Annotated in this window: 26 protein-coding genes and 2 tRNA genes; all 28 read right to left on the bottom strand. The window is 42.5% G+C overall.

Annotation, left to right across the window (positions count from 1 at the left end; translation table 11 throughout):
- Positions 1-23: 23 nt before the first annotated feature.
- The gene (gene ilvA, locus HMPREF2893_RS05665) at positions 24-1274 is read right to left on the bottom strand and encodes a threonine ammonia-lyase IlvA (RefSeq protein WP_003015520.1); all 1251 of its coding nucleotides are present in this window, start codon (positions 1272-1274) and stop codon (positions 24-26) included.
- A gap of 71 nt (positions 1275-1345) precedes the next feature.
- Positions 1346-2368, bottom strand: a complete 1023-nt coding sequence (gene ilvC / locus HMPREF2893_RS05660) for a ketol-acid reductoisomerase (protein ID WP_003010246.1) — start codon at positions 2366-2368, stop codon at positions 1346-1348.
- A 68-nt stretch (positions 2369-2436) separates the two neighbouring features.
- Positions 2437-2913: an acetolactate synthase small subunit gene (gene ilvN, locus HMPREF2893_RS05655; protein WP_003010242.1), complete on the bottom strand. Its 477-nt coding sequence runs from the start codon at positions 2911-2913 to the stop codon at positions 2437-2439.
- A complete protein-coding gene (locus tag HMPREF2893_RS05650) occupies positions 2906-4606 on the bottom strand; it encodes an acetolactate synthase large subunit (protein ID WP_070674921.1) in 1701 nt (566 codons plus the stop codon). Before HMPREF2893_RS05650 ends, ilvN begins: the two co-directional genes overlap by 8 nt.
- Before the next feature lie 187 nt (positions 4607-4793).
- Entirely contained in the window at positions 4794-5393 is a 600-nt protein-coding gene (locus tag HMPREF2893_RS05645) for a response regulator transcription factor (RefSeq protein WP_031576457.1), read from the bottom strand.
- 1 nt (position 5394) lies between these two features.
- A complete protein-coding gene (locus HMPREF2893_RS05640) occupies positions 5395-6492 on the bottom strand; it encodes a sensor histidine kinase (protein ID WP_048714776.1) in 1098 nt (365 codons plus the stop codon).
- Positions 6489-7229, bottom strand: a complete 741-nt coding sequence (locus tag HMPREF2893_RS05635; protein ID WP_031576461.1) for an ABC transporter permease — start codon at positions 7227-7229, stop codon at positions 6489-6491. Before HMPREF2893_RS05635 ends, HMPREF2893_RS05640 begins: the two co-directional genes overlap by 4 nt.
- Positions 7198-8115 (bottom strand): ABC transporter ATP-binding protein, encoded by a 918-nt coding sequence (locus tag HMPREF2893_RS05630; RefSeq protein WP_031576464.1) that lies wholly within the window; start codon positions 8113-8115, stop codon positions 7198-7200. The genes HMPREF2893_RS05635 and HMPREF2893_RS05630 overlap by 32 nt, the downstream gene beginning before the upstream one ends.
- Positions 8102-8299: a hypothetical protein gene (locus HMPREF2893_RS05625; RefSeq protein ID WP_031576466.1), complete on the bottom strand. Its 198-nt coding sequence runs from the start codon at positions 8297-8299 to the stop codon at positions 8102-8104. Before HMPREF2893_RS05625 ends, HMPREF2893_RS05630 begins: the two co-directional genes overlap by 14 nt.
- On the bottom strand, positions 8296-8487 hold the full coding sequence (locus tag HMPREF2893_RS05620) for a hypothetical protein (protein ID WP_031576469.1): 192 nt from the start codon (positions 8485-8487) through the stop codon (positions 8296-8298). The genes HMPREF2893_RS05625 and HMPREF2893_RS05620 overlap by 4 nt, the downstream gene beginning before the upstream one ends.
- Positions 8488-8622: 135 nt before the next feature.
- Complete coding sequence (locus HMPREF2893_RS05615; RefSeq protein WP_070674918.1) at positions 8623-9177, bottom strand: SP0191 family lipoprotein; 555 nt, start codon at positions 9175-9177, stop codon at positions 8623-8625.
- 284 nt (positions 9178-9461) lie between these two features.
- Positions 9462-11126, bottom strand: coding sequence for a DAK2 domain-containing protein (locus HMPREF2893_RS05610; RefSeq protein ID WP_070674914.1), 1665 nt, complete (start codon positions 11124-11126; stop codon positions 9462-9464).
- 2 nt (positions 11127-11128) lie between these two features.
- Positions 11129-11494, bottom strand: a complete 366-nt coding sequence (locus HMPREF2893_RS05605) for an Asp23/Gls24 family envelope stress response protein (protein ID WP_003004393.1) — start codon at positions 11492-11494, stop codon at positions 11129-11131.
- 311 nt (positions 11495-11805) lie between these two features.
- On the bottom strand, positions 11806-11994 hold the full coding sequence (gene rpmB, locus HMPREF2893_RS05595) for a 50S ribosomal protein L28 (RefSeq protein ID WP_001140948.1): 189 nt from the start codon (positions 11992-11994) through the stop codon (positions 11806-11808).
- Positions 11995-12112: 118 nt separating this feature from the next.
- The gene (locus tag HMPREF2893_RS05590) at positions 12113-12808 is read right to left on the bottom strand and encodes a LiaF transmembrane domain-containing protein (RefSeq protein ID WP_070674908.1); all 696 of its coding nucleotides are present in this window, start codon (positions 12806-12808) and stop codon (positions 12113-12115) included.
- Between the two features lie 4 nt (positions 12809-12812).
- The gene (locus HMPREF2893_RS05585; RefSeq protein ID WP_070674905.1) at positions 12813-13259 is read right to left on the bottom strand and encodes a LytTR family DNA-binding domain-containing protein; all 447 of its coding nucleotides are present in this window, start codon (positions 13257-13259) and stop codon (positions 12813-12815) included.
- A 143-nt stretch (positions 13260-13402) separates the two neighbouring features.
- Positions 13403-13714: a LiaF transmembrane domain-containing protein gene (locus tag HMPREF2893_RS05580; RefSeq protein WP_070674961.1), complete on the bottom strand. Its 312-nt coding sequence runs from the start codon at positions 13712-13714 to the stop codon at positions 13403-13405.
- A gap of 199 nt (positions 13715-13913) precedes the next feature.
- A tRNA-Thr gene (locus tag HMPREF2893_RS05575) sits at positions 13914-13986 on the bottom strand.
- Between the two features lie 46 nt (positions 13987-14032).
- The gene (locus HMPREF2893_RS05570; protein WP_049490445.1) at positions 14033-14494 is read right to left on the bottom strand and encodes a GNAT family N-acetyltransferase; all 462 of its coding nucleotides are present in this window, start codon (positions 14492-14494) and stop codon (positions 14033-14035) included.
- Between the two features lie 38 nt (positions 14495-14532).
- Positions 14533-15318: an ABC transporter permease gene (locus tag HMPREF2893_RS05565; RefSeq protein WP_070674902.1), complete on the bottom strand. Its 786-nt coding sequence runs from the start codon at positions 15316-15318 to the stop codon at positions 14533-14535.
- 1 nt (position 15319) lies between these two features.
- Positions 15320-16138, bottom strand: coding sequence for an ABC transporter permease (locus tag HMPREF2893_RS05560; protein ID WP_070674900.1), 819 nt, complete (start codon positions 16136-16138; stop codon positions 15320-15322).
- A gap of 1 nt (position 16139) precedes the next feature.
- A complete protein-coding gene (locus HMPREF2893_RS05555; RefSeq protein WP_070674897.1) occupies positions 16140-17132 on the bottom strand; it encodes an ABC transporter ATP-binding protein in 993 nt (330 codons plus the stop codon).
- Positions 17133-17493: 361 nt separating this feature from the next.
- A complete protein-coding gene (locus tag HMPREF2893_RS05545) occupies positions 17494-18432 on the bottom strand; it encodes an alpha/beta fold hydrolase (protein WP_070674894.1) in 939 nt (312 codons plus the stop codon).
- Positions 18433-18516: 84 nt separating this feature from the next.
- Positions 18517-19398, bottom strand: a complete 882-nt coding sequence (locus HMPREF2893_RS05540; RefSeq protein WP_003004573.1) for a class II fructose-bisphosphate aldolase — start codon at positions 19396-19398, stop codon at positions 18517-18519.
- A gap of 189 nt (positions 19399-19587) precedes the next feature.
- On the bottom strand, positions 19588-20040 hold the full coding sequence (locus tag HMPREF2893_RS05535; RefSeq protein WP_070674891.1) for a hypothetical protein: 453 nt from the start codon (positions 20038-20040) through the stop codon (positions 19588-19590).
- 80 nt (positions 20041-20120) lie between these two features.
- Positions 20121-20206 (bottom strand) — tRNA-Leu (locus HMPREF2893_RS05530).
- Between the two features lie 124 nt (positions 20207-20330).
- On the bottom strand, positions 20331-21944 hold the full coding sequence (locus HMPREF2893_RS05525) for a CTP synthase (RefSeq protein ID WP_003004055.1): 1614 nt from the start codon (positions 21942-21944) through the stop codon (positions 20331-20333).
- Between the two features lie 173 nt (positions 21945-22117).
- Positions 22118-22813 (bottom strand): B3/B4 domain-containing protein, encoded by a 696-nt coding sequence (locus tag HMPREF2893_RS05520; RefSeq protein ID WP_070674888.1) that lies wholly within the window; start codon positions 22811-22813, stop codon positions 22118-22120.
- Positions 22814-22915 lie beyond the last annotated feature (102 nt).

Below are 22915 nucleotides of genomic sequence, written 5' to 3'. Positions count from 1 at the left end.
AGTCGATTATTTCTGCATGATACTCAGACCAGCATATTATAGAGTGTTTCATTGCCGTTCAAGTTAATGAAAGACGGATCAAAACGCTCGATACGGTTAACCAAGCCTGCATAGTCATGCTTATTGGCCAAAGTAACCCCAATCAAGACAGGGCCAGTTCCCTTACTAGCACGTTTGATGTATTCAAAACGTGTGATATCATCATTTGGTCCTAAGATATCATTTACAAATTCGCGAAGTGCACCCGGACGTTGTGGGAAGTTGACGATAAAGTAGTGTTTTACTCCATCGTAGATCAAAGCCCGTTCTTCCATCTCAGGCATACGGTTAATATCATTATTCCCACCTGAGATAATACAACAAATGGTTTTCCCCTTGATGTATTCGCGCAAGATTTCAAGGGAGGCCACACTAGCTGCTCCTGCTGGTTCGGCTACGATCCCTTGCTTAGAATAAAGATCAATCAAGGTCTCTGAAATCAAGCCTTCATCGACCCCAACCAGGGTTTCCACATGTTGACGGGTCACTTCATAAGTCAATTGTCCTACCTTTTGCACAGCAATCCCGTCTGCAAACTTATCGATTTCTGGTAATTTGACGGGACCACCTGCTTCAAAAGCAGCCTTCATGGAGCGCGCTCCTTCGGCCTCTACCCCAATGACTTCAATCCGAGGATCCGTTTCTTTGATATAGGTAGAAACACCTGAAATGAGGCCTCCTCCACCGACAGGGACAAGGACAGCATCAAAGGCAATCGATTCTTTTCGAGCTTCCTCAAGAATTTCATAGGCCACTGTCCCTTGGCCAGCCTGTACGTGTGGATCATCAAACGGGTCAATAAAGGTCCGTTTTTCTGCAAGAGTAAATTCTTGGGCCGCCTTTGCTGATGCATCAAAGGTATCCCCGACCAACTTAATTGTTACATAATCCCCACCAAAGAATCGGACTTGGCCGATCTTTTGTTGCGGTGTTGTAATCGGCATGAAGATGGTCGCTGGAATCTTCATTTCATTACAAGTATAAGCAACTCCTTGCGCATGGTTTCCTGCAGAAGCACACACTACACCACGTTCCCGCTCTTCTTTTGAGAGTTGAGAAATTGCAAAATACGCTCCACGAATCTTGAACGAACGAACACGTTGGGCGTTTTCTTTTTTCAAATAAATCTTTGCCCCATATTTTTCAGATAAATAGTGGTCGTATTCAAGAGGCGTATTAACAACGACTCCTCTTAATATTTTATGGGCCTTAGCCACATCTTTTGCTGTTATCATTTCATACCTCTTGTGTATTGATCAAAAAAGCAAGCCAGGGTGTCCCAACTTGCTTAGTCTTCTACAGACAATTAGTTGTAGATTTTGAAGGCGTCATCGTCGTTTTGACCAACGAATGGCATCGCTTTACGCAATTCAGCACCAACTTTTTCAATTTCAAGGTTAGCAGCTTGTTCACGGTAAGCAGTTAATTTTGGACGTCCAGCTTTGTAGTCGTTAACAAAGTCGTTAGCGAAGTTACCATTTTGAATGTCAGCAAGAACAGCTTTCATATTTTCTTTCACTTGCTCAGTGATGACACGTGGGCCTGATACATAGTCACCGTATTCAGCAGTGTTAGAGATTGATTGACGCATTTTCTTGAAGCCACCTTCGTAGATCAAGTCCACAATCAATTTCATTTCGTGAAGAACTTCAAAGTATGCCAATTCTGGAGCATAACCGGCTTCAGTCAATACTTCAAAACCAGCTTCGATAAGGGCAGTCAAACCACCACAAAGTACAGCTTGTTCTCCGAACAAATCTTCTTCCGTTTCTTCTTTGTAGGTTGTTTCAAGAAGACCAACGCGTGCCGCACCAACACCTTTACACCAGTCCATAGCGATATCTTTCGCATTACCTGTAGCATCTTGATAGACTGCGTAAAGTGCTGGTACACCAAATCCTTCAGTATAAGTACGACGAACCAAGTGACCTGGTCCTTTCGGTGCACACATAAAGACATCGACATCCGCTGGAACTTTGATGAATTCAAAGTGGATATTGAATCCGTGTGCAAAACCAACAGCATTACCCGCTTCAAGATTTGGCGCAATTTCAGTTTCGTACAATTCTTGTTGGATTTCATCCGGAGCCAAAATCATGATCACGTCTGCCAATTTAGTTGCTTCTGCTACTGTATAGGTATCAAAACCATCTTCTTTTGCTTTATCGAATGATTTACCTGGACGTACACCGATGATGACATCATGACCTGAGTCACGCAAGTTTTGTGCATGCGCATGTCCTTGTGAACCATAACCGATCACAGCAATTTTCTTACCGTTTAATGCTGCAACTTTAACGTCTTTTTCGTATTCCATTTGAACTGCCATAAGTAAAATCTCTTTTCTATTTTATTATTTGCCTTTTTAAGGCGGAGTTGACAATGTTAAGGTGAGAATTAATCTCGAGTAAATCCGGTTGCACCGGTGCGGGCAATGTTTTTAATCCCATAAGGTCGAATAACACGAATGAGGGCTTCGCTCTTTTCTGCATTTCCCGTCATTTGAACGGTGATAGAGCTTGGGGCTACATCGACCACGGTCGCACGGAAAGGTTGAATAATGGCCAAGATTTCCGCCCGCTTCTCAGCAGGTGCAGAAACTTTCACCAGGATCACTTCGCGCTCCAAGTGTGGTTTATCAGTGATATCCCGGACACGGATCACATCCACTTGGCGGTTGAGCTGTTTGATGATTTGCTCTACTTCATCATGCGAAGCAACATCAATGATAATGGTAATCCGCGATACATTAGGGTTTTCTGTTGCGCCAACAGAGATACTTTCGATATTGACTTGACGTCTCGACAAGACTCCAGTAAAGCGGTTCAGAACACCTGATCGGTTTTGAAGTTTGGCTGTTAACATTCTACGCATTAAACTTCACCCCCAACATCTCATGATTACTCTTACCAGCTGGTACCATCGGCAAGACATGCTCTTTCCGAGAAATGTCTACTTCGATGAACATTGGTACATCTTCTGTGATGACTTCCAAATCCTTCTCAAGAGTTTCAGGATTATCAAATTTATAATTCTTGATCCCGTAAGCTTGCGCCATCAATTGGAAATCCGGAAGGCTATCAAAGACTGACTCTGACGTCCGACCATCATAGAAGGCTTCTTGCCATTGACGGACCATCCCAAGCGAGTGGTTGTTGAGCATAACGACCTTGATCGGAACCTTATAAATATTTAAGATCGCCAATTCTTGGTTGGTCATTTGGAAACCACCATCTCCGACAAAGAGAACAACTTCTTTATCTGGATTGGCAATTTTCGCTCCGATAGCTGCAGGAACACCGAATCCCATCGTTCCTAGACCACCAGATGTTACCAATTGGCGCTCATTTTGGTAAGGATAGTATTGAGCTGCCCACATTTGGTGTTGTCCAACGTCTGTGACGACAATAGCGTCCCCCTTGGTCAACTCTCCGATGCGTTCAATCACAGCTTGTGGCTGCACAACCCGTTCTTTCTTGTCGTATGAACGAACCCGGTTCTTATCTTGGGTCACCTTTTCGATCCATTTTTCTGTGTTGTTATGAACCGTTGGTTCTGCTAGCAACTGCTGCAAGGCTTTCTTTGCATCGCCAACCACAGGAATGTCGACAGCAATGATCTTACCAATCTCTGCAGGATCAATGTCGATATGGGCAACCTTAGCATTTTTAGCGAAAGTCTTTGGATTCCCTGTCAAACGGTCGTCAAATCGACAACCAACACTGATCATGAAATCCGTCTCTGTCATAGCGATATTGGCCGCGAAGGATCCGTGCATTCCTCCCATCCCTAGGAAAAGAGGATGACTGGTCGCAATCGTTCCTTGACCTAAAAGACTAGTCACTACTGGAATCTGATAGCGCTCTGCTAGAGCAATCAACTCTTTTGCAGCTCCAGCGTAACTCACTCCACCACCAGCAAGAAGAACTGGTTTTTTAGCCTTACTCAATTGCTTCAAAATCTTTTTGATCTGCAATTCATTGGGTTCAATGGTAGGCTGGTAGCTTGGAAGCTTCACACTTGGTTCATAGATAAAATCTGTTTCTAAAGCAGACACATCCTTTGGAAGGTCAATTACCACAGGGCCAGGACGGCCGGTCGTCGCAATATGGACAGCTTCTGTGATAATTCGCGGAATATCTGCCGTCTCACGTACTTGATAGTTGTACTTGGTGATGGGCATGGTAATTCCCACAATATCCGCTTCTTGGAAGGCGTCTTTCCCGATCCCAGCACGATTGACTTGACCAGTGAAGACTAATAAGGGAACGCTATCGCTCATGGCATCTGCAATCCCTGTAATGGCATTGGTCGCCCCCGGTCCACTAGTGACGACTGCGACACCCAGCTTTCCAGTTGATTTGGCGTAGCCTTCAGCCTCATGCAAGCATCCTTGTTCATGACGACCCAAGATATGCTGGATACCCTCAAAGCTATAGATGGCATCGTATAAAGGCAAAACCGCTCCACCAGGATAACCAAAAATCGTGTCAATGCACAAATCACGCAGGGTTTCAAGAACGAGCTCTGAACCGGTTTTTGCAGTTTCTAAGGTAATTTTCTCCATGTCTCTCCTTTCCAGTACTTTGTATATCAAATTAGCATGCTACTATCATACCATTTTTAGAAAATATTTCAAGGAAAAATAGTAAATTTTCTGAATTTTCTATCCAAATCCGAAGAATGAGAGTTTTTCTAAAAATGCTAGGTCTATCAGAAAAAAGTCTCTAGGAACTCCTAGAAACTTTTTTTCCTTATAACCAACCCTTTTCTTGGGCAATTTTTGCCGCCTCGGTCCGGTTTTCCGCATCCAACTTGGTCAGAATGGCTGACATATAATTGCGGATGGTCCCGTTTGAGAGAAATAAGCGATCAGCAATTTCTTGGTTAGAAGCCCCTTTTGCGACTTCTTTTAGAACTGCCTTTTCTTGAGGGCTTAGAGGATTGGGATGGGTCAAAATCCCTTCCATTAATTCAGGCGAATATTCTTTTTGCCCTGCTAAAACGGTATGCAGAGTGGCCATCAAATCCGTAATGCGGCGTTCTTTTAAGACATAGGCATCGACTCCAGCCTTCAGGGCCCGCTCAAAGTAACCCGGTCGCTTAAAGGTGGTAACGATGACAACCTTGAGCTGGGGTTGTTGACTTTTGGCCCATTCCAACACTTCTATCCCTGTTTTGATGGGCATCTCAATATCTAAGATAGCAATATCAACTGGATGGGTTTCGAGTAAGCGAATAGCTTCTTGCCCGTCTCCAGCCTGCAAGACTTCTTCTACATCCTCTTGCAAAAGCAAGAGCTGACAGAGGGCATCGCGTAACATACTTTGGTCTTCAGCAACTAATAAGCGCATCTTATTTCCTTTCTTGATAGGGGATCCGTATTTCTATGCGGGTTGGCTTGTGACGACGACTGATCTCTAACTCTCCTCCCAATAAGGCAATCCGTTCGCGGATCGAGTGCAGATCCTTATCGGAAACTTTACTAAAGCCGATGCCATTGTCTTCTGCAACCATTTCTACACCTGTCTCGGTGGAGCAATAAGAGAGAAAGGCCTGCGTCGCTTTGGCATGTTTGATCATATTAGTGGCTAATTCCAGAGACACCATGGCCAGAGCAGACTCTAGGATCGGCGAGATGCTAGCTGTATCGAGCTCATTCTGAATCTCCACTTTGACTTGCGCCACTTCTAGCATTTGCTGGACAGTTTCTAGCTCTCTTGTCAGGGTTCGCTGCTTCAAGTTCTCCACAATCTCTCGGACTTGGTGCATGGACTCTTGACTGATAGCTTGAATCTCTTGCACCTGCTCCTGCGCCTTCTCAACCTGACCCAATGCTAAGAATTGATCAGCTAGGTCCGCCTTGACACTGAGCATGGCAAAGGTGTGTCCTAGACTGTCATGCAGATCGCGGCCAATCCGATGGCGCTCGTTTTCTGCCAACAAGAGATTGATCTGGGCATTTTGCTTGGCATGGTCAGCTTTCAACTCTTCCACCATCCGAATCCGAATCATGCCGTAGGTCATGGCATGGGTAAAAAAGAAAATAATGATTAAAAATACCCATTCATACTCCATCGCACTCTGTTTGAAAAAGATGGCCCCAAAAAGCAGGAATTGCGATAGAAAAACTGTCCAAAGATAGGGAGAGCGAAAATTGCGAATCTCAAAGTGATAGACCAATAGGTTGCTGATGAAGAAATAAAACCAAAAATAGTTGGCGTTAATAAAAAGAGTATTTCCTGCTACATAGGCTAGGAGGTATAGCCAACAAATCCAGGTCAGCTTTTTGTTTTCAGTAATCAAGACTCCTAGATAGGAAGCAATAAACAAGAGGGCTAAAAAGAAGTGCCAGTAGGGGACCTCCCCTAATAAAATAGAGATAAAGGGAAAGCCCATAAAGACTAGGCTAGCGTAAAACATATAATGGATACGCTTGAGTTTTTCAATCATGAACGAACCTCAGAATGACGACGATAGATGATAACAAGGGCAAACAAGACCAGGGTAAACAAGGTTAAATAGACACTCGCAAAGACATTAACCTGCCCCTTGTTTAAAAAGGTCTTAATCAGTTCCATCAATTGATAGGTTGGTAAGCATTTGCCGATGGCTTGCATCCATTCTGGAAAGACACTAATAGGCATCCATAGGCCACCCATAACAGCCAGTCCCATATAGAGGAGATTGCCTGCAACCGACATCAATTGACTGGAAGGAAGCAAGGTCAAGACCAGACCGATAGCTACAAAAGCTAGACTTCCTAGGATGAGAAGGAAGGCCGCTAAGACCCAATCCTGTAGGGACATATTCACATGGCGCACCACATGGCCCACAGTAAAGACAACTCCAATCGATAGGAGAAAGTCTACAAAGAGACCCGCAACCTTTATTAGATAATATTCTACCATAGATACCGGGGTATGGCGCAAGACTTTTTGCCAATTGTTGAGTCGATCAGTTTCAAGAACTGTTGGAAAAGAAAAGATAGCCGTAGACATCATAGAAAATGCCGTCATAGAAAGGAGATAATCCCTCATAAAGTGAGCAGGTGCTCCTGGTGTTTCCTGGTACATCCCTGAAAAGAAGAGATAAAAGGCCGTTGGCATCCCAATTGATAACAAGTAATAAATGGCTTGGCGTCTAGTCAAATGCCACTCAACCACGCCGAGAGCTTTCATGCGTTTCATCTTCTCTACCTACTTCCTTTGTATTTTCAAAAATAGAATCCAATAAACTTCTATTGGTCACCTCGATCTCTTGGATCGAACAGCCTTCTTCCTGCAATCGCCTCCACAAACGATTGGCATCACCTGTCACAACCTGAAGGGCATCGGGTTTGACCGTCACTTGACCAATCCCTTCCATCTCGGCCACTAGAGCTTTGTAACGCAAAGGAAGGGTGAAATGTTTTTCTACCTCTTCGCTTCGCATGGCTAGAGGCGTCGTATCCCGAAGCAAATGGCCCTGGTGCAAGACCAAAATCCGATCAGCTGTATGCTCTACTTCCTCGATGTAATGGGAAGAATAGACAATAGTCACACCTTGGTCCTTTAAATGCCCGACGATCTCCCAAAAGCGTTGGCGAGTGGACGTATCCATGGCAGCCGTTGGCTCATCCAAAAATAGGAGACTGGGACGACCAATCAAGGTCAACACAAAGGATAAGAGACGCTTTTGCCCACCAGACAGCTTACTGGCTAATTGCTTCTTTTGTTCTGGAGTAAAACGCAATAAATCATCGATGTCATTGACCGTTAAAGGGTTGGGATAAATGGAGCGAAAGAAACTGATCAGTTCCTGCACGGTTAGCTTTTGAACGATGGCATTCTCTTGAGGGAGATAAGAGACACTATCCTTTAACTGAGGATGACCAGGAGCTTTTCCTTCTATTTTAATGATTCCAGAAGTCACCTTCCTATCCCCTAGGAGGCAATCCATCAATGTTGTTTTCCCAGCTCCGTTTGGCCCAATCAAAGCCAAGCAATCCCCTCTCTCAACTGTGAAAGAAAGATCTTCTAGGATCACCTTTCCTTTGATACTTTTGTTCAAGTTCTCTACTCTAATGACACTCATGAGACTCTCCTTTCAACCAGATTTGGCCAGCTGGAATGATGACATAGACGACCAAGGTCACTCCCCAAACCGTTTGGAAAAACCAGCTAGGAAAATGGGCAGAAAACCAGCCCGTCATCATCTCAGTCGCCCAAAGGAGCAAACACAAAACAGCTACCAATCCAATTTCAAGTTTCTTTTTCATTGCTCCATCTCCTTTTTAACAGCCTTGACCATTTTTAGACCTTCTTGAACGGCCCAACTCATGATACCAATTCCAGCAAATAATTCCCAAGGAAAATGGTAATAGAGACTATCATCCTTTGAAAAGATCAAATAGACGACCATTCCAACCACTGTTAACGTAAATACTTTATAAATCCATTGTTTCATTTTTCCTTACCTCTTACTTTCTGACTATATTATAGCGAAAGGAATAACTGCCCACTAGATGATTTTGTCACTCGCTCACATGACAAAAGTCACTAAAAAAAGCCAAGTGACTTCACTCGACTTTTTCTATTCTTCTTACTGACCTTCTTCTTTCATGCCATGCAGTTTCAAGGCCTTGACCAAGGCATCTGCCTTCATGTTTTTCAAATCATTGAGACCAGCATCTTTGAAGTAAGAAATTTCTTCTAGAGACTTGGCGTCAATTAGGTTGATGTCAATCACACTTGTTGAGAGCAATTTTTTTTCTGGTGTGACTGTGTATTCCAAACTAAAACCGGGAACTGTTTTTAGCTTCTTATAGTCTTCATTTTGCTCCAGCAAAGCTTGAATGGCTGCTGTAAGTTCTTCAGGTGACTTCTCTGCTGCGATAGTTCCAAGTTGTTGGGGTAGATCAGCTGTCACTTCGATACGAAGGTTTTCAACCTTATCTCCCTTTGATTTGATGATATCCCGATGTTTTGTTCCCTTGATATCTCCAACTAAGGTTGTGGTTTTTTCTACATTTTTTACTTCTTTTTTAACAGAGGAACTGCTAGATGAGCTAGCGGGTGTTGTTTTCTTTGTTTGGGATTGCGAACAACCAGTCAATACCAAAATGGCTAGCCCAAGGGTTACAAAAAATTTCTTCATTTTTATAACTCTCCTTTCACATACTGTTATCAGTATAACATATCGCGTCTTTCTTGTCTAAAAACTCCACTTTTCAAACCATTTCCCCCTCATTTCAAGCCCTTCAGTTTGAATAAAAAACTGATGAATTTGAGACTTTTTGCAAAGTCCCCTTTTCTTCACTAATAAAGTCTCAATGGAGGATTCACTTCCGTCTTAATTTCTCCAAATCACATCGATTTCATAGGGAATCTCCTCCTTTTTCTATCTACAAAAAAAGGTTCCGAAAGGAACCTTCTGTTCAATTATTCTACACTAAACAAGTATGGGTAGACTGGTTGGCCACCTTGGTGGATTTCCACTTCTACATCCTCATACTTCTCAGCAAGGGCTTGGGCCAATTCGTTTGCCAACTCCTCACTGCCGTCTTCACCGACATAGATGGTCACAATTTCACTATCTTCGTCCAACATATGATCGAAGGTTTCTTCCAAGGTTTCCATCATATCTGGGTTTGAAACGACGATCTTACCATCGACCATTCCAAGATTGTCATTTTCATGGATTTCAAGGCCGTCGATAGTGGTATCGCGAACCGCTGTCGTCACACTACCAGACACAACATCGCCCAATGAAGCGCTCATTCGTTCGTAGTTTTCTTCGATCGATTTGCTTTCATCAAAGGCAAGAAGACTGGTCAATCCTTGAGGGATGGTCTTGGTCTCTACAACTGCTGCTGGTTGATCAATCACTTCTGCTGCAGATTGAGCGGCCATCAAGATATTTTTGTTGTTTGGCAAGATAATGATGTTGCGCGCATTCAACTCTTCAACAGCTTTGACAAAGTCTTCTGTTGATGGGTTCATGGTTTGACCACCAGAGATGATGTAATCCACCCCTTGCGCTTTAAAGATATCAGCCAATCCGTCACCCGCAACGACTGCAATGATGGCATATTCTTTTTCTTCAACTGGTTTGGCTTGACGCTCTTCTTTTTCAACTTGCGCTTCGTGTTGGTTGCGCATGTTGTCAACTTTCACTTTCACCAAGCTTCCGTATTTAAGACCTTCTTGCATGACAAGACCTGGATCTTCTGTATGGACGTGAACTTTGACAATCTCATCGTCATTCACCACCAATAGGGAATCCCCAAGGTTGTTCAAATAGTTACGGAATTCATCGTAATCGAAATCTTTGACATAGGTTGGACCTTGTTTCAAAGCGACCATGATTTCTGTACAGTAACCAAACTTGATGTCTTCAGTTGCGACATGGCCAGCGACTGACTTGTGGTGTTCTGCATTGATCATTTCTGACATGGTTGCAGGTGTTGCTTGGAACTCTTCAGAAGCGATGAATTCACCTGTCAAGGCTGACAAGAATCCTTCATAGATGAAGACCAACCCTTGACCACCAGAGTCTACCACGCCAACTTCTTTCAAGACTGGCAACATATCTGGAGTCTTAGCAAGAGCTGTTTTAGCACCTTCAAGAGCTGCACGCATGACTTCTACCGCATCATTGGTGGATTCTGCTTTTTTCTTGGCACCGATGGCCGCCCCACGAGAAACCGTCAAAATGGTACCTTCAACCGGCTTCATAACGGCTTTATAAGCGACTTCTACACCAGACTGGAAGGCTGCTGCAAGTGCTGCTCCATCCAATTCTTCTTTGTCTTTGACACTTTGAGAAAATCCACGGAACAATTGAGAAGTGATGACTCCTGAGTTCCCACGCGCCCCCATCAATAGTCCTTTAGCGAAGATCCCTGCTGCTTCACCAACAGTTGAAGCAGAACGGTCCGATACTTCTTTGGCCCCATTTTCGATGGTCATTCCCATATTGGTTCCTGTGTCCCCGTCTGGTACAGGAAAGACGTTCAAAGAGTTTACATATTCCGCTTGTTTATTTAAGCGCGTAGCCCCCGCTTGAACCATTTCTTGAAATAAACTTGTAGTAATATTAGCCACGATTATTCTCCCACAATCTTGATATTTTGAATATAGACATTCACAGTATCCGTAGTGATTCCAAGTTGATTTTCCAAACTAAATTTCACACGTTCTTGAATATTTTTTGAGACTTCGCTAATTTTTGTTCCATAGCTCAAAACAGTGTAAACATCAACTGCGATAGTTCCTGCTTCCGTTGTTTTGACAACAACACCTTTAGAGAAGTTTTCTTTCCCTAGGAGGGCTTGGAAATTATCTTTGATCGCATTTTTGCTGGCCATTCCAACCACACCGAAGATCTCAGTAGCAGCACCGCCTACAACAGTTGCGATAACCTCATCAGTCAATTCAATTTGACCATCCTTTGTATTGATTTTTACTGTCATAATTTCTACCTCAAAAGTATTTTATATTCTATTTTACCATAAAAGAGGTCAACTGTAAAAGGGTAGGGACTATTCTTCTCCCGCTGTGACAGCTGTCTCTGGAGAAAAAGAAAAGGGAGTGGGAAAGAACTCCGTAAAATAAAAAAAATTGAAAAGGTTCCCCAAACCTTTTCAATTTTCCCACCCCCGCACAGTTGATTAGGAAGTACGAATGTTTCAAACATGAGTAGTTCCAATCAACCACTGCGTCATGCTACTATTCCTATCAAAAAGCGAAGGCTGGACACTTTATGCCCAGCCTTTTTTCTTTATTAAACGCGTTCTACTTTACCAGATTTCAATGCACGAGCTGAAGCCCAAACTTTTTTAGGTTTACCATCGATAAGGACAGTTACTTTTTGAAGGTTTGGTTTTACGGCACGTTTTGTTTGGTTCATAGCGTGTGAACGGTTGTTACCTGATACAGTCTTACGACCTGTGAAATAACATACTTTAGCCATTTCTGTGTTTCCTCCTATTAGATCTAATATAACGGATGTGCTAGCACCACATACCGTACTATATTACCAAAAAAAATCTCTCTTGGCAAGCTTTTGGCCAAAGTTTTTCATTTCTAGCTTAAGAAAACGAATTCGTACCTACATAGATAATTTCCAGATTTCCTAAGGAAACATCGCCCGTAATGTAGAAATCCTTGCTAGTGAGAGCACTTGGATTTTCCTGATGCTGGATCGCTGAAAGGGAATTATCCACATTAACATGGACGCGCCAATCGCTTGGTACATAGAGGCTCAGACTCCCAAGGGAAACATCGACAACAAACTGAGCAGAAGGACCCTCAATCCGGCAATTGTCAAAATAAACCGAAGCTTCTCCCATACTTACATCTGCACTTCCGTGGGTAAAGTGTTGGTCATTGAGATATTTTGTCACTGTGGAAAAAGTGACATCGATGTCATTGCCATCAGACTTACTCATCGAACCAGAAGAATAGGAAGCTAGGCGGGCTTTTGTTTTCTTAGAGGGTTTGAACAAGATGTTGAGCCCAATCACAGCGAGAATTGAAGAAAGGATCACCACCGAATTGGACACTGGAAGGAAATGGTATTGCCCATTGAGACAAAAGAGAGCTAAAAGTCCATAGATGAAGCCCCAACCAAAATGACGTTTCAAGAAACTAGAGAGGGACAGGACTGCAAGCAAGGTGACCCAAGCTAAGGTCCAGATGCTGATGTCCCATTTTACAAAATAGCCCTGTAAGAGGAGTAAGGCTGCTAATAAGATTAAGAATACTCCGATTAATTTTTTTCTCATGATATTACCTCATTTCATTTAGTCGTTCTTTTAAGAGTTGATAGTAGCGTCTAGATACGTGAACCTGCTTATGGGTCTGGTAGAAATTGACCGTGCTGGTCCCTGAAAAAGACTTTTCCAAAGAGTAGATCTGCTTTGCGTTGACAATGGTGGATTTGGAGATCCGACAAAAGGCGATGGGAAGCAGTTCCTCCAACTCATAGAGCTTCTGCTTGACCTCGTAGGCCTCGTCCTTGGTGTGTCCAAAAATCTTCTCCCCGTCCGTCTCAAAAAAGAGGATCGATGCCACATCCAGAAAATACTCACTCCGATCCTTGTAGAAGGCCAATGGAGCGATCTTTTGTTCGAGGATTCTCTCTTGCAGCTGGGTCAACTCCGGTGTCAAGCGCGGAGCTCGAATCAAGATCTCAGGCTCGTCCATTGATGGATCCAATTCGATTCTAACTTTCATAAAACTCCTTTCCCAACGTTTTGATAGTACCATTATAACAGCTGTTGAAAACAAAACAAGGGCTTTTCAGTAAGTGGCACGTTTTCCCCATCAAGAGGTAGTTTTTGAGAAGTAAAAAAGCTGATCAAGTGACCAGCCCTCCTTTATTTATTGCTTTCCTTGTCCGGTAAAAGAAAACTAAGACCTACGCAAGCGAGCACACCTGCTGTGATGACCAGACCATTTGAAACCGGCAGGACATCGTAAATCGCATTTGCGATCATAAATGCGATCAAGGCGCAGATAACACTTGCCTTGTAATCTTTTTTCAAGAGATTTTCAAGTGTAAAGAAAGCAAATAAGAGAACAGGGAACATAGGCCAGATATTCACATCGATCTTTGGAAAGCCAACCATTCCCATTGTGACAACCGCAAGAGCAGCAAGAATCAATCCAAGTCCAAGTAATTTTTTCATCATCATATACCTCGTTTTCAATATTCGGAAGTGTTTCTTCCTTTGATGATTCTATGATAGCAGAGAGCCCCAACGGCGACAAGGACTTTTGACTAAGTGGTCAAAAATGGCGCCTATGCGGTCAAAAAAGGAGCGAGACCGAACGAATATGTGATCACCATCATTCGTCGTCTCGCTCCTTTAAAGCAGTTTCTTCCTATGCCGATTGCAGGGATCGAACCTGTGACCTACGCGTTACGAGTGCGTTGCTCTACCAACTGAGCTAAATCGGCGATTACCTTCTTAGTATAGCACTCTGATAGCGGATGTCAAGCACTTTTAGTTGATCTTTTTAATCAGAATCTGACATGGATTCTGTGGATCCCATAAAGATGGAAAAATCTCTAACTTTTTAAATCCAACACTACGATAAAAGACATTGGTTCGATCGTAGTTCTTATTAGAACCTTCTGCCACTGTTTTGACCTGTAGGTAGTCCACTTGTTTGACTGCTTCTCTTTCTATAGTCGTAATTAATTCCCTTCCAATTCCTTGACCTTGGAATGATTTTTTCACGCCTAGACAGTCAATTTCAGCACAATCTTCACTCGAATATGATAAACTTATAAACCCTACTACATCACTTTCTTGATAAGCAGCCCAAACTCGTAAATCCTTAGCTCCTTCAATGTAGGCTTGCGTGCTTTCTGGTATTCCAAACCATTCTGGCAAATCCCTTAAAATCTCAGCGACAACTGCCATTTTTTGATCTTCACCCTTGACTTCTTTAATTACAAACATCATAAGTTCCTTTCTTGATTTTAGTCTTACTTGACCTCTTACGAACCAGCACTTTCGTAGGCATCCAATCCCCTGTCCCAAAGTTTGAGGGAAATAACAAAGAAAACAAGGGAAATCAGAATCAAACCACCAATATTAAAGAGTCCATCCTTGTCCTGCAAGAAATAGCTGGCAGGATAGTAGGCCGTAAAGGCGAAAGGTACAATAAAGCTAATTAACCAACGAAGGAGCGAATTGTAAATAGAAATAGGATACTTGGCAAAATCATTAAACATATAGAAAATGTAAATCATGGCACCTGACTGCTTGGTCCAAAAAGCGATGCTGGCTGTAGCAATTTTCAAGGAAGTATAAATCAAGGTCGCAAAAGGAATACAAACTAGAAAAATCAGGAATTTTGGAAGAGTCCAAGCAATGCTAGCCGCCGTTGTCGCTAGTAAAATTCCACCGACCAAAAGTTCACCCAAGGCATCAATCTGAAAGGTCTCAACGAGGATGTGAAAGAGAGGATTGATAGGACGAGTCAGATACTTGTCAAACTCCCCTTTTCGAACTAGTCGTTGACCTAAAGCCCAGAGATTGTCAAAAAAGAGATGATCTAGTCCCTTTGGAATTAAGGAAAATCCATAGATAAAGGCAATTTCTTGAAAAGTCCAACCTTCTAGGGAGGGAATGTGTTGAAAGATGACATTAAGAAACAAGAGGTTCAGGCCTTGAGTCAGAAAGACTCCCAACACACCAACCACAAAATCTACCTTGTATTCCATGATTTGCTTGATGTACTGTCTGATAAAAATCAGATGCATGCGTTGATATTTTTTCATACTAACCTCCCTGAATGGTGATAAATGACTGGACTCGTTTCCAAATCAACTGAGACAAGCCCACCATCACTATAAGCCAGAAAAGCTGAAGCAAAAGTGCTTGAAGAATCTGACTAGCATCGTATTTCCCAACAATAATCATGACCGGAGTGTAAATTAAGGATGAGAAAGGTAAGAAGGACAGAATATCTGAAATGACCTTTGGAAAGAAAGCCAAGGGAATCAAACTCCCAGACATAAAGGCCACTATGGAAGTCTTAAGTAGGTTGGAACCCCAAAGATTTTTAAATACAAAGGCTGAAAATCCAAAGCAGATATTAAAGAAAAAGTTAATCAGATAGGCCAGCGTTAAGCTAAAAAGATAAAGGGTAGTTAGTCCCAACACTTCTACAATTCCTTGCCCAGACAAGATTTTCATCAAAACCATGACACTTAAAAATGGCAGTCCAACAGAGATAAAAATCAACCACCTGGAACCAAGCTCCGTAAAGAGGTAAGAAGCCGCAAAATGCACTGGTCGCAACAAGCGCATGATAATGGAACCATCCTTGACCTCATCACCAATCATAAAGGAAGAATCCGACCTAGTCAGAAGATTAGTCACAAAACTCATGATGATGTAGAGGGTGATATCCGCCATACTGAAGCCCTGAATCAAAGGCTCCTGGGAGGAATCAAAGACAGCCTTCCATAGATAAAAAGCCACAAAAGCACCCATGACATCGCCAATCCGATAAAGAATAAAGTTGACTCGATAGCTAATCAACTCCTGAATCCCTGCATTGATAAAGGGTTTATAACGTCTCCACAATTTGACCATCTTAGAGCTCCTTTCGATAGAAGCGACGGATAATATCTTCAATATCCGTATCTACCATCTTCAAATCACGGACCTCAAAATCAGATAAGGTTTGCTTGATAATATCGGCCGACTGGTAGCGGGAACTATCGAATTCAATATTGAGAGTATTTCCTTGTCTATCAATGGACATATCAGGCAAACCCTCATAATGAGAGACTAGATGATTTTGACCTGGCGTCAGGTCAAAGGAGAGAGTCTTCATCTTTCCAAAGGTCTCCTTGAGCTGGCTCACCGTTCCATCAAAAATCTCTTGCCCCTTATCAATCATAAAAATCCGATCACAGAGTTGCTCAATATCACTCAAATCATGAGTAGTCAAGAGAATAGTTGTCTCTTCCTCCTGATTAATCTGGGTAATGGCCCGACGAATGTTGTCCTTGACAGACACATCCAAACCAATAGTCGGTTCATCTAAAAAGAGAACTTTGGGATTGTGAAGCAAGGAAGCCGCAATATCCGCCCGCATCCGTTGACCTAGTGAAAGAGTCCGCACAGGATCCTTGATAAATTCCTTCAAATCCAAAACTTCATTCAAAAAGTCCATGCGCTTATGGAAAAGCAAGTCCGGTACATCATAGATCTCTTTCAAAACCGTGTAGGTCTCTTGCAAAGCCAAATCCCACCATAGCTGGGTGCGTTGTCCGAAAACGACTCCAATATCCTTGACATAATCTTGGCGATTATCCTGGGGAATCTTGCCGTTAATCCGACAAAAGCCAGATGTGGGCTTCAAAATTCCTGTCAGCATTTTGATGGTGGTTGACTTCCCAGCACCATTTGCCCCTATAAATCCTAGAATCTGCCCTTTTGGAACTTCAAAAGTTAAATCCTTGACGGCTTCAAAGGTCTGCTTTTCAGGATGAATAAAGGAGCGCAAGGCTCCCTTTAACCCCGGCTCCTTAACTGTCTTCACAAAATTTTTCCGAAGATGTTGCACTTCTATCATTGCCATATCTATCTCCCTATCGTAAGAAGCAACATTGTATTTTTGACTACAAATATTCTAAATCCTTACTTTCTACACTTACTCAATATTATTACAGAAGGCTTTATACCAACCTATTATAATCCAATAAAAAAAAGAATGCAAGCGTTTGCTTATAGATTATGAAATTAGAAATTTCTCTCTTGAAATAATGCTTTTGAGTCAGAAATTCTGGTTTAATAGTTTCCTTAAAACACCAAAAAACCTGCCCTTAGGGGCAGGCTTATTGTTAAGAAAAAGAATTTTTTTAATCGAGAAAATTAACGATTCTACTGTTAATCCTTCAGCATTTAATTATTATCATCAGTCTCAATGGATTTTTAAGCCCTCAATTATTCTCTAAAAATTCTTTAATACGAGAAACAATAGCATCGCTTTGATAATGATAGAGGTCGTGAGGCGCATCCATATAGTCGACTTGAACATTAGACTGGTCGCTTGCAAATCTCTCTGCATAACGTTGCCACTCTGATTGGCTAAAGGTCGTGCCTTCACCGTTAGAAACCAGGAGTAAGGCTGGAATTTTCGGATTAATGCTAGATGGAACTTTCTTGGCATTTTCCTTTGCCAAACGGGATTCATGAAGCATGGCTTGTGACATCAACTGCTTATATGCTAGTAATTTATATTGTTGTCGTTCAGTTTCAGTCAGAGTTGGATTTTTTATATAAAAGGACTCAGGGAAATAACGGAGCAGGCCAATCTTACTCGTCCAATAGGCTAAGGTTATGAGAGTTGGGTGTTCTTTTAAATCTTCATAACTCGCTGGCAAGGCCCAATCCAGGCCAATCAAAGCCTTCACTTCATTCGGATATTTCTCTTGCCAAGCAAGACTCTCTAAACTAGCCATAGAATGCGAAATAATCACATAAGGACCTGAAACATGAGCTTGCGCCAAAGCTTGACGGGTCTCAGAAAGGACCTCCATCACATCTCTTGAACGATCACTATCTTGGCTAAAACCATATCCTGCTCGCTCCACGACAACAACTTTGTATTTTTGGGATAGGGAATCTGATAGATCCTTAAAGTCTAAAATAGGAGAGGCGATACCTGCACCGGAAAGAAAAACGATTGTTTGAGGTCCTTCTCCTTTAACAGAGACATTCATTCGATGTCCGTTGACCGTGACCTCTTTACCGATAGGAGTGAGAAGCTTACTTTCTTTTTGCAAACTAAGTTGGTGAAAACCAAATGTACCTCCTAGAAAAAGGATAAGAACAACAAAAATGATCCAGCTCCACAGTTTGAATTTTTTCATAGGCATATTGTACAAAAATTAAATCCTGGAAGCAACCTTTTCCATACAAAAAAACAAGATCCACATGAGACCTTGCTTTCCTGTTTTTAATTAAGCTTTGCCTTCTGAACCGAATACGTCGATACGTTCTTCAACAGCTGCTGTAATTGCTTCGAAACCTGGTTTCAAGAATTTACGTGGGTCGAAGAGTTTCTTCTTGTCGTATTCTGCTTCGTTTGCATCATATTCACGTACGAATTGACGAGTAGCATTTGCAAATGCGATTTGGCATTCAGTGTTCACGTTAACTTTCGCAACACCAAGTTTGATCGCTGCTTGGATTTGATCATCAGGGATACCTGATCCACCGTGCAATACGATTGGGAATCCTGGAACAGCTTCAGTCAATTTTTGCAAGTGGTCAAGGTGAAGACCTTTCCAGTTTGCTGGGTAAGGACCGTGGATGTTACCGATACCTGCAGCCAAGAAGTCGATTCCTGTAGCAACCATTGCTTTAGCGTCTTCGATTGGTGCCAATTCACCGTCACCGATGATACCGTCTTCTTCACCACCGATAGTACCAACTTCAGCTTCTACTGAGATACCTTTAGCATGAGCTTTTTCAACGACATCTTTCGCCAATTTAAGGTTTTCTTCAACTGGAAGGTGTGAACCGTCAAACATGATTGAAGTGTAACCAGCTTCGATACATTCAAGAGCATCGTCGTAGTGACCATGGTCAAGGTGAATAGCAACTGGTACAGTAATACCCATTGATTCTACAAGGTTTTCAATAAGGGCTTTACATACTTTGTAACCACCCATGTATTTAGCAGCACCCATAGAAGTTTGGATAAGTACTGGAGCTTTCTTAGCTTCTGCTGCACGCAAGATAGCTTGAGTCCACTCAAGGTTGTTTGTGTTAAATCCACCAACTGCATAACCATTGTCACGAGCTGCTTGGACAAATTTTTCTGCTGAAACGATTGCCATTTGTTATAGGCCTCCTATAAATTTTTGTGGGGTTAATCCCACTTACATTGTTTATTTTATCACTTTTTAGATGAAATTGCTAGCTTTTCCTGTAGCTTTAAGCGATTTCTTACGATAAATGAGGAGGAACCCTCTCCCTCCTAAGACTTCCATCCTATTCAAAAAGCAAAAAAGGAGCTTAAGCCCCTTTCAATCTTTCTCTTTAAAATTTTTTAACGAAAGGAGAAAAGCAATCCCGCAAATCACAAAGGATACCGCTGCAACCCATTGAGAATAGAAATAAGCAGCAAATAACTGACTGTCAGTAAACATTTTCCCAAGAAGTTCGTTTACCAAACCCTCAAGAACGGGAATATTCTCACCCACAGCAAGGATTGACGCAAGAAAGAGAATACTGCCCGCTATCAGAAAAAGATAAAGAATCCATTTTTTGATTCTTTTTTCATCTCTGAGCAGATACTGAGACGCCATCGCAATTAGAAAAATGAAAACATTCCATATGTTTAAGGCGATAAAGTATCTAAAGGTATATTTGTATGCGCCTATCCCCATCGCTAAAATCAGGATAGGACCGAAAAAATTAATGGCACTTCCCAATAGTGCAAAGAGGCCATCGACCAAAACCAGATACTTCTTCTTCATGTTCTCACCTCATCTCATACCTATTCTACCACAAAGATATTTGAAAACAAAAAAAGATAGCAGAAGCTATCTTGATCCGATGCGGAGAGAGGGACTTGAACCCTCACGACCTAAAGCGGTCACAGGATCCTTAGTCCTGCGCGTCTGCCAATTCCGCCATCCCCGCGATTGAGTACTTTACTAGTATATCAATCAACGACTTTTTTGTCAAGATTTTTTTCAAACTTTTTTCAGAGTTTGTCATTTTTTCACAAAAAGGGAGCAGGTCGAAGGACCTGCTCCCTTGATTTTTATTTGCTATCATGGTTTTCAACTGCCGCTGTGATAAAGGCTGTGTAAAGTCCTTCTGGGCGGTTTGGACGGCTTGACAATTCTGGGTGGTATTGGCAAGCAACAAAGAATTTGTTTTCTGGGATTTCAACGATTTCGACCAAACGGTTGTCTGGTGAAACGCCTGAGAAGACAAATCCTGCTTCTTCGAACTGTTCACGGAAAGCATTGTTAAACTCATAACGGTGACGGTGGCGACGTTGCACCACTTCTTGATTGTCATAGGCAGCGGCTGCTTTTGATCCTCGTTTGAGTTTAGATGGGTAAAGACCGAGACGGAGCGTTCCTCCCATGTCTTCCACATCAATTTGGTCCCGCATGATATCGATAATTGGATACTTGGTTTCTGGATCCAATTCGGATGAATTGGCCCCTTCCAAGCCTAAAACGTGACGGGCAAATTCGATACAGGTTAACTGCATACCCAAGCAGACACCCAACATTGGGACGTCTTGTTCACGCGCATACTTGATGGCTTGAATTTTTCCTTCTGTCCCCCGTTGACCAAAACCACCTGGGACGATGATCCCATCCGCATCTCCAAGGAGTTCTGCCACATTTTCAGCTGTCACATCATTGGCATTGACCCAATTAATCTTGACCTCTGCATCATTGGCATACCCTGAGTGCTTCAAGGCCTCAACGACAGAAATGTAGGCATCTTGCAATTCTACGTATTTTCCAACCAAGGAAATCTTGACCTGCTTCTTGAGGTTCATGACCTTGTCGACCATCGCAGACCATTCTGTCATATCTGCTGCAGGAACATCCAATTTCAAATGGTCACAAACGATTTGGTCCATATTTTGTGCTTGCAAGTTCAATGGGATTTGGTACAAATGTTCCACATCAAGTGACTCGATGACAGCTTCTGGTGCCACATCACAGAATTGAGCCAACTTGTTCTTAATTCCTTGACCAGCTGGTTTTTCTGTACGGATGACCAACATATTTGGTTGAATTCCAAGACCACGCAATTCTTTCACAGAGTGTTGGGTCGGCTTGGTTTTCATTTCTCCCGCAGCCTTCAAGTAAGGTAGAAGAGTGGTGTGGATGTACATAACGTTTTCAGCACCAACATCTGCCTTCATTTGACGAAGAGCTTCAAGGAAAGGAAGGGACTCAATGTCTCCAACTGTTCCCCCGACTTCTGTGATGATGACATCTGAATCCGTCGTCGTCGCTGCTCGTTTGATCTTTTCTTTCAAGGCATCTGTAATATGAGGAATCACCTGTACAGTCGCGCCCAAGTATTCTCCACGACGTTCCTTGCGAAGGACTTCGCTATAAATTTTCCCTGTTGTCACATTTGAGTACTTATTCAGATTGATATCAATGAAGCGTTCATAGTGACCAAGGTCCAAGTCTGTCTCTGCGCCATCGTCTGTGACAAATACTTCCCCGTGTTGGTAAGGACTCATCGTCCCTGGGTCAATATTGATATAAGGGTCAAATTTTTGGATCGTCACTTTCAATCCACGATTTTTGAGCAAGCGACCAAGACTTGCTGCGACAATCCCTTTCCCGATGGATGATACGACACCACCCGTGACAAAAATATATTTTGTTGACATGTGCTTTCCTCTTCTTCTATTGTTGTAGAGGCCATTCCTCTTTGCAGAAAAAACAAAAATAGCTCCCTAATCCTTAGGGAGCTCCGACCTCAAAATGAGGTGCCCGAACAATATCTTACCGCAAATGGATTACTTTGTCAAATTGAAAATTTCATGAAAATGATTTTCGCTGTTTACACGACCTTTTCCACTCCATTTTGTGTGACGAGAAATTTCTCAAATTGAAGCTGAGGCATGCAAAGAGCAAGGTCCTTGTGGATTCGTTCTAGCGCTTCTAAACGCATCTCGACTGACGTCTCGGTATTTCCTTGGATGACAAAGAGGGCGTTTTGCGTAGTCTCCTCAAATTTGTAATGGTCACTATCGCGTACATCCAACCAAGCCAGAACTCCTTTTTGATCCCGGTAGACAGGATCTGTCGGTGCGACATGTTTTTCACTAGAAAGGATAGGGAGAAAGAGATCGTCTCTTTGACTCACTGTAAATTCAATCGGTCCCTCAATCTTATCTAGGTCATGTCCTCCGATCGCGAGAAAAGACTTCAGCGATTCGACATTATAGATATCGATGATGCTATTGATCTGAGGAAGAGCTCCTCGATGCTGGATGTTTCGGATAAGAGCTAGGACTGTTGGTGGATTTTTCTTGATGCTACGCCCTACTTTTTGCAAAAGGTCTGTATACCCTTTAATGACAGGAGATGCCCCTACTTCTTCTGTCTGACACTGGAGCGCCCATTGTTCAAGCTCTTTCTTCTTTTCAAGAAAAGAAGGGAGCAAAACTGCTTGAGGATCCACATTTCTAGCAATTCCGACCACAACTGTATCAATACCAAGAGCTACTAAACTTTGATCTAAACGAAAGTCCATCTGGAACACCTCCTATTGGGAAACCTTACACGTTTATCATACGACATTTCATCACTTTTTTCAATGCAAACAAAAAGAGAGTGGGACAGAAATCGGTAATTC

It is taken from the genome of Streptococcus sp. HMSC072C09, from assembly GCF_001813105.1.
GTDB lineage: Bacteria > Bacillota > Bacilli > Lactobacillales > Streptococcaceae > Streptococcus.
The sequence above is the reverse complement of the archived record's forward strand: the minus strand, read 5'-3'. Positions and strand labels throughout refer to the sequence as shown.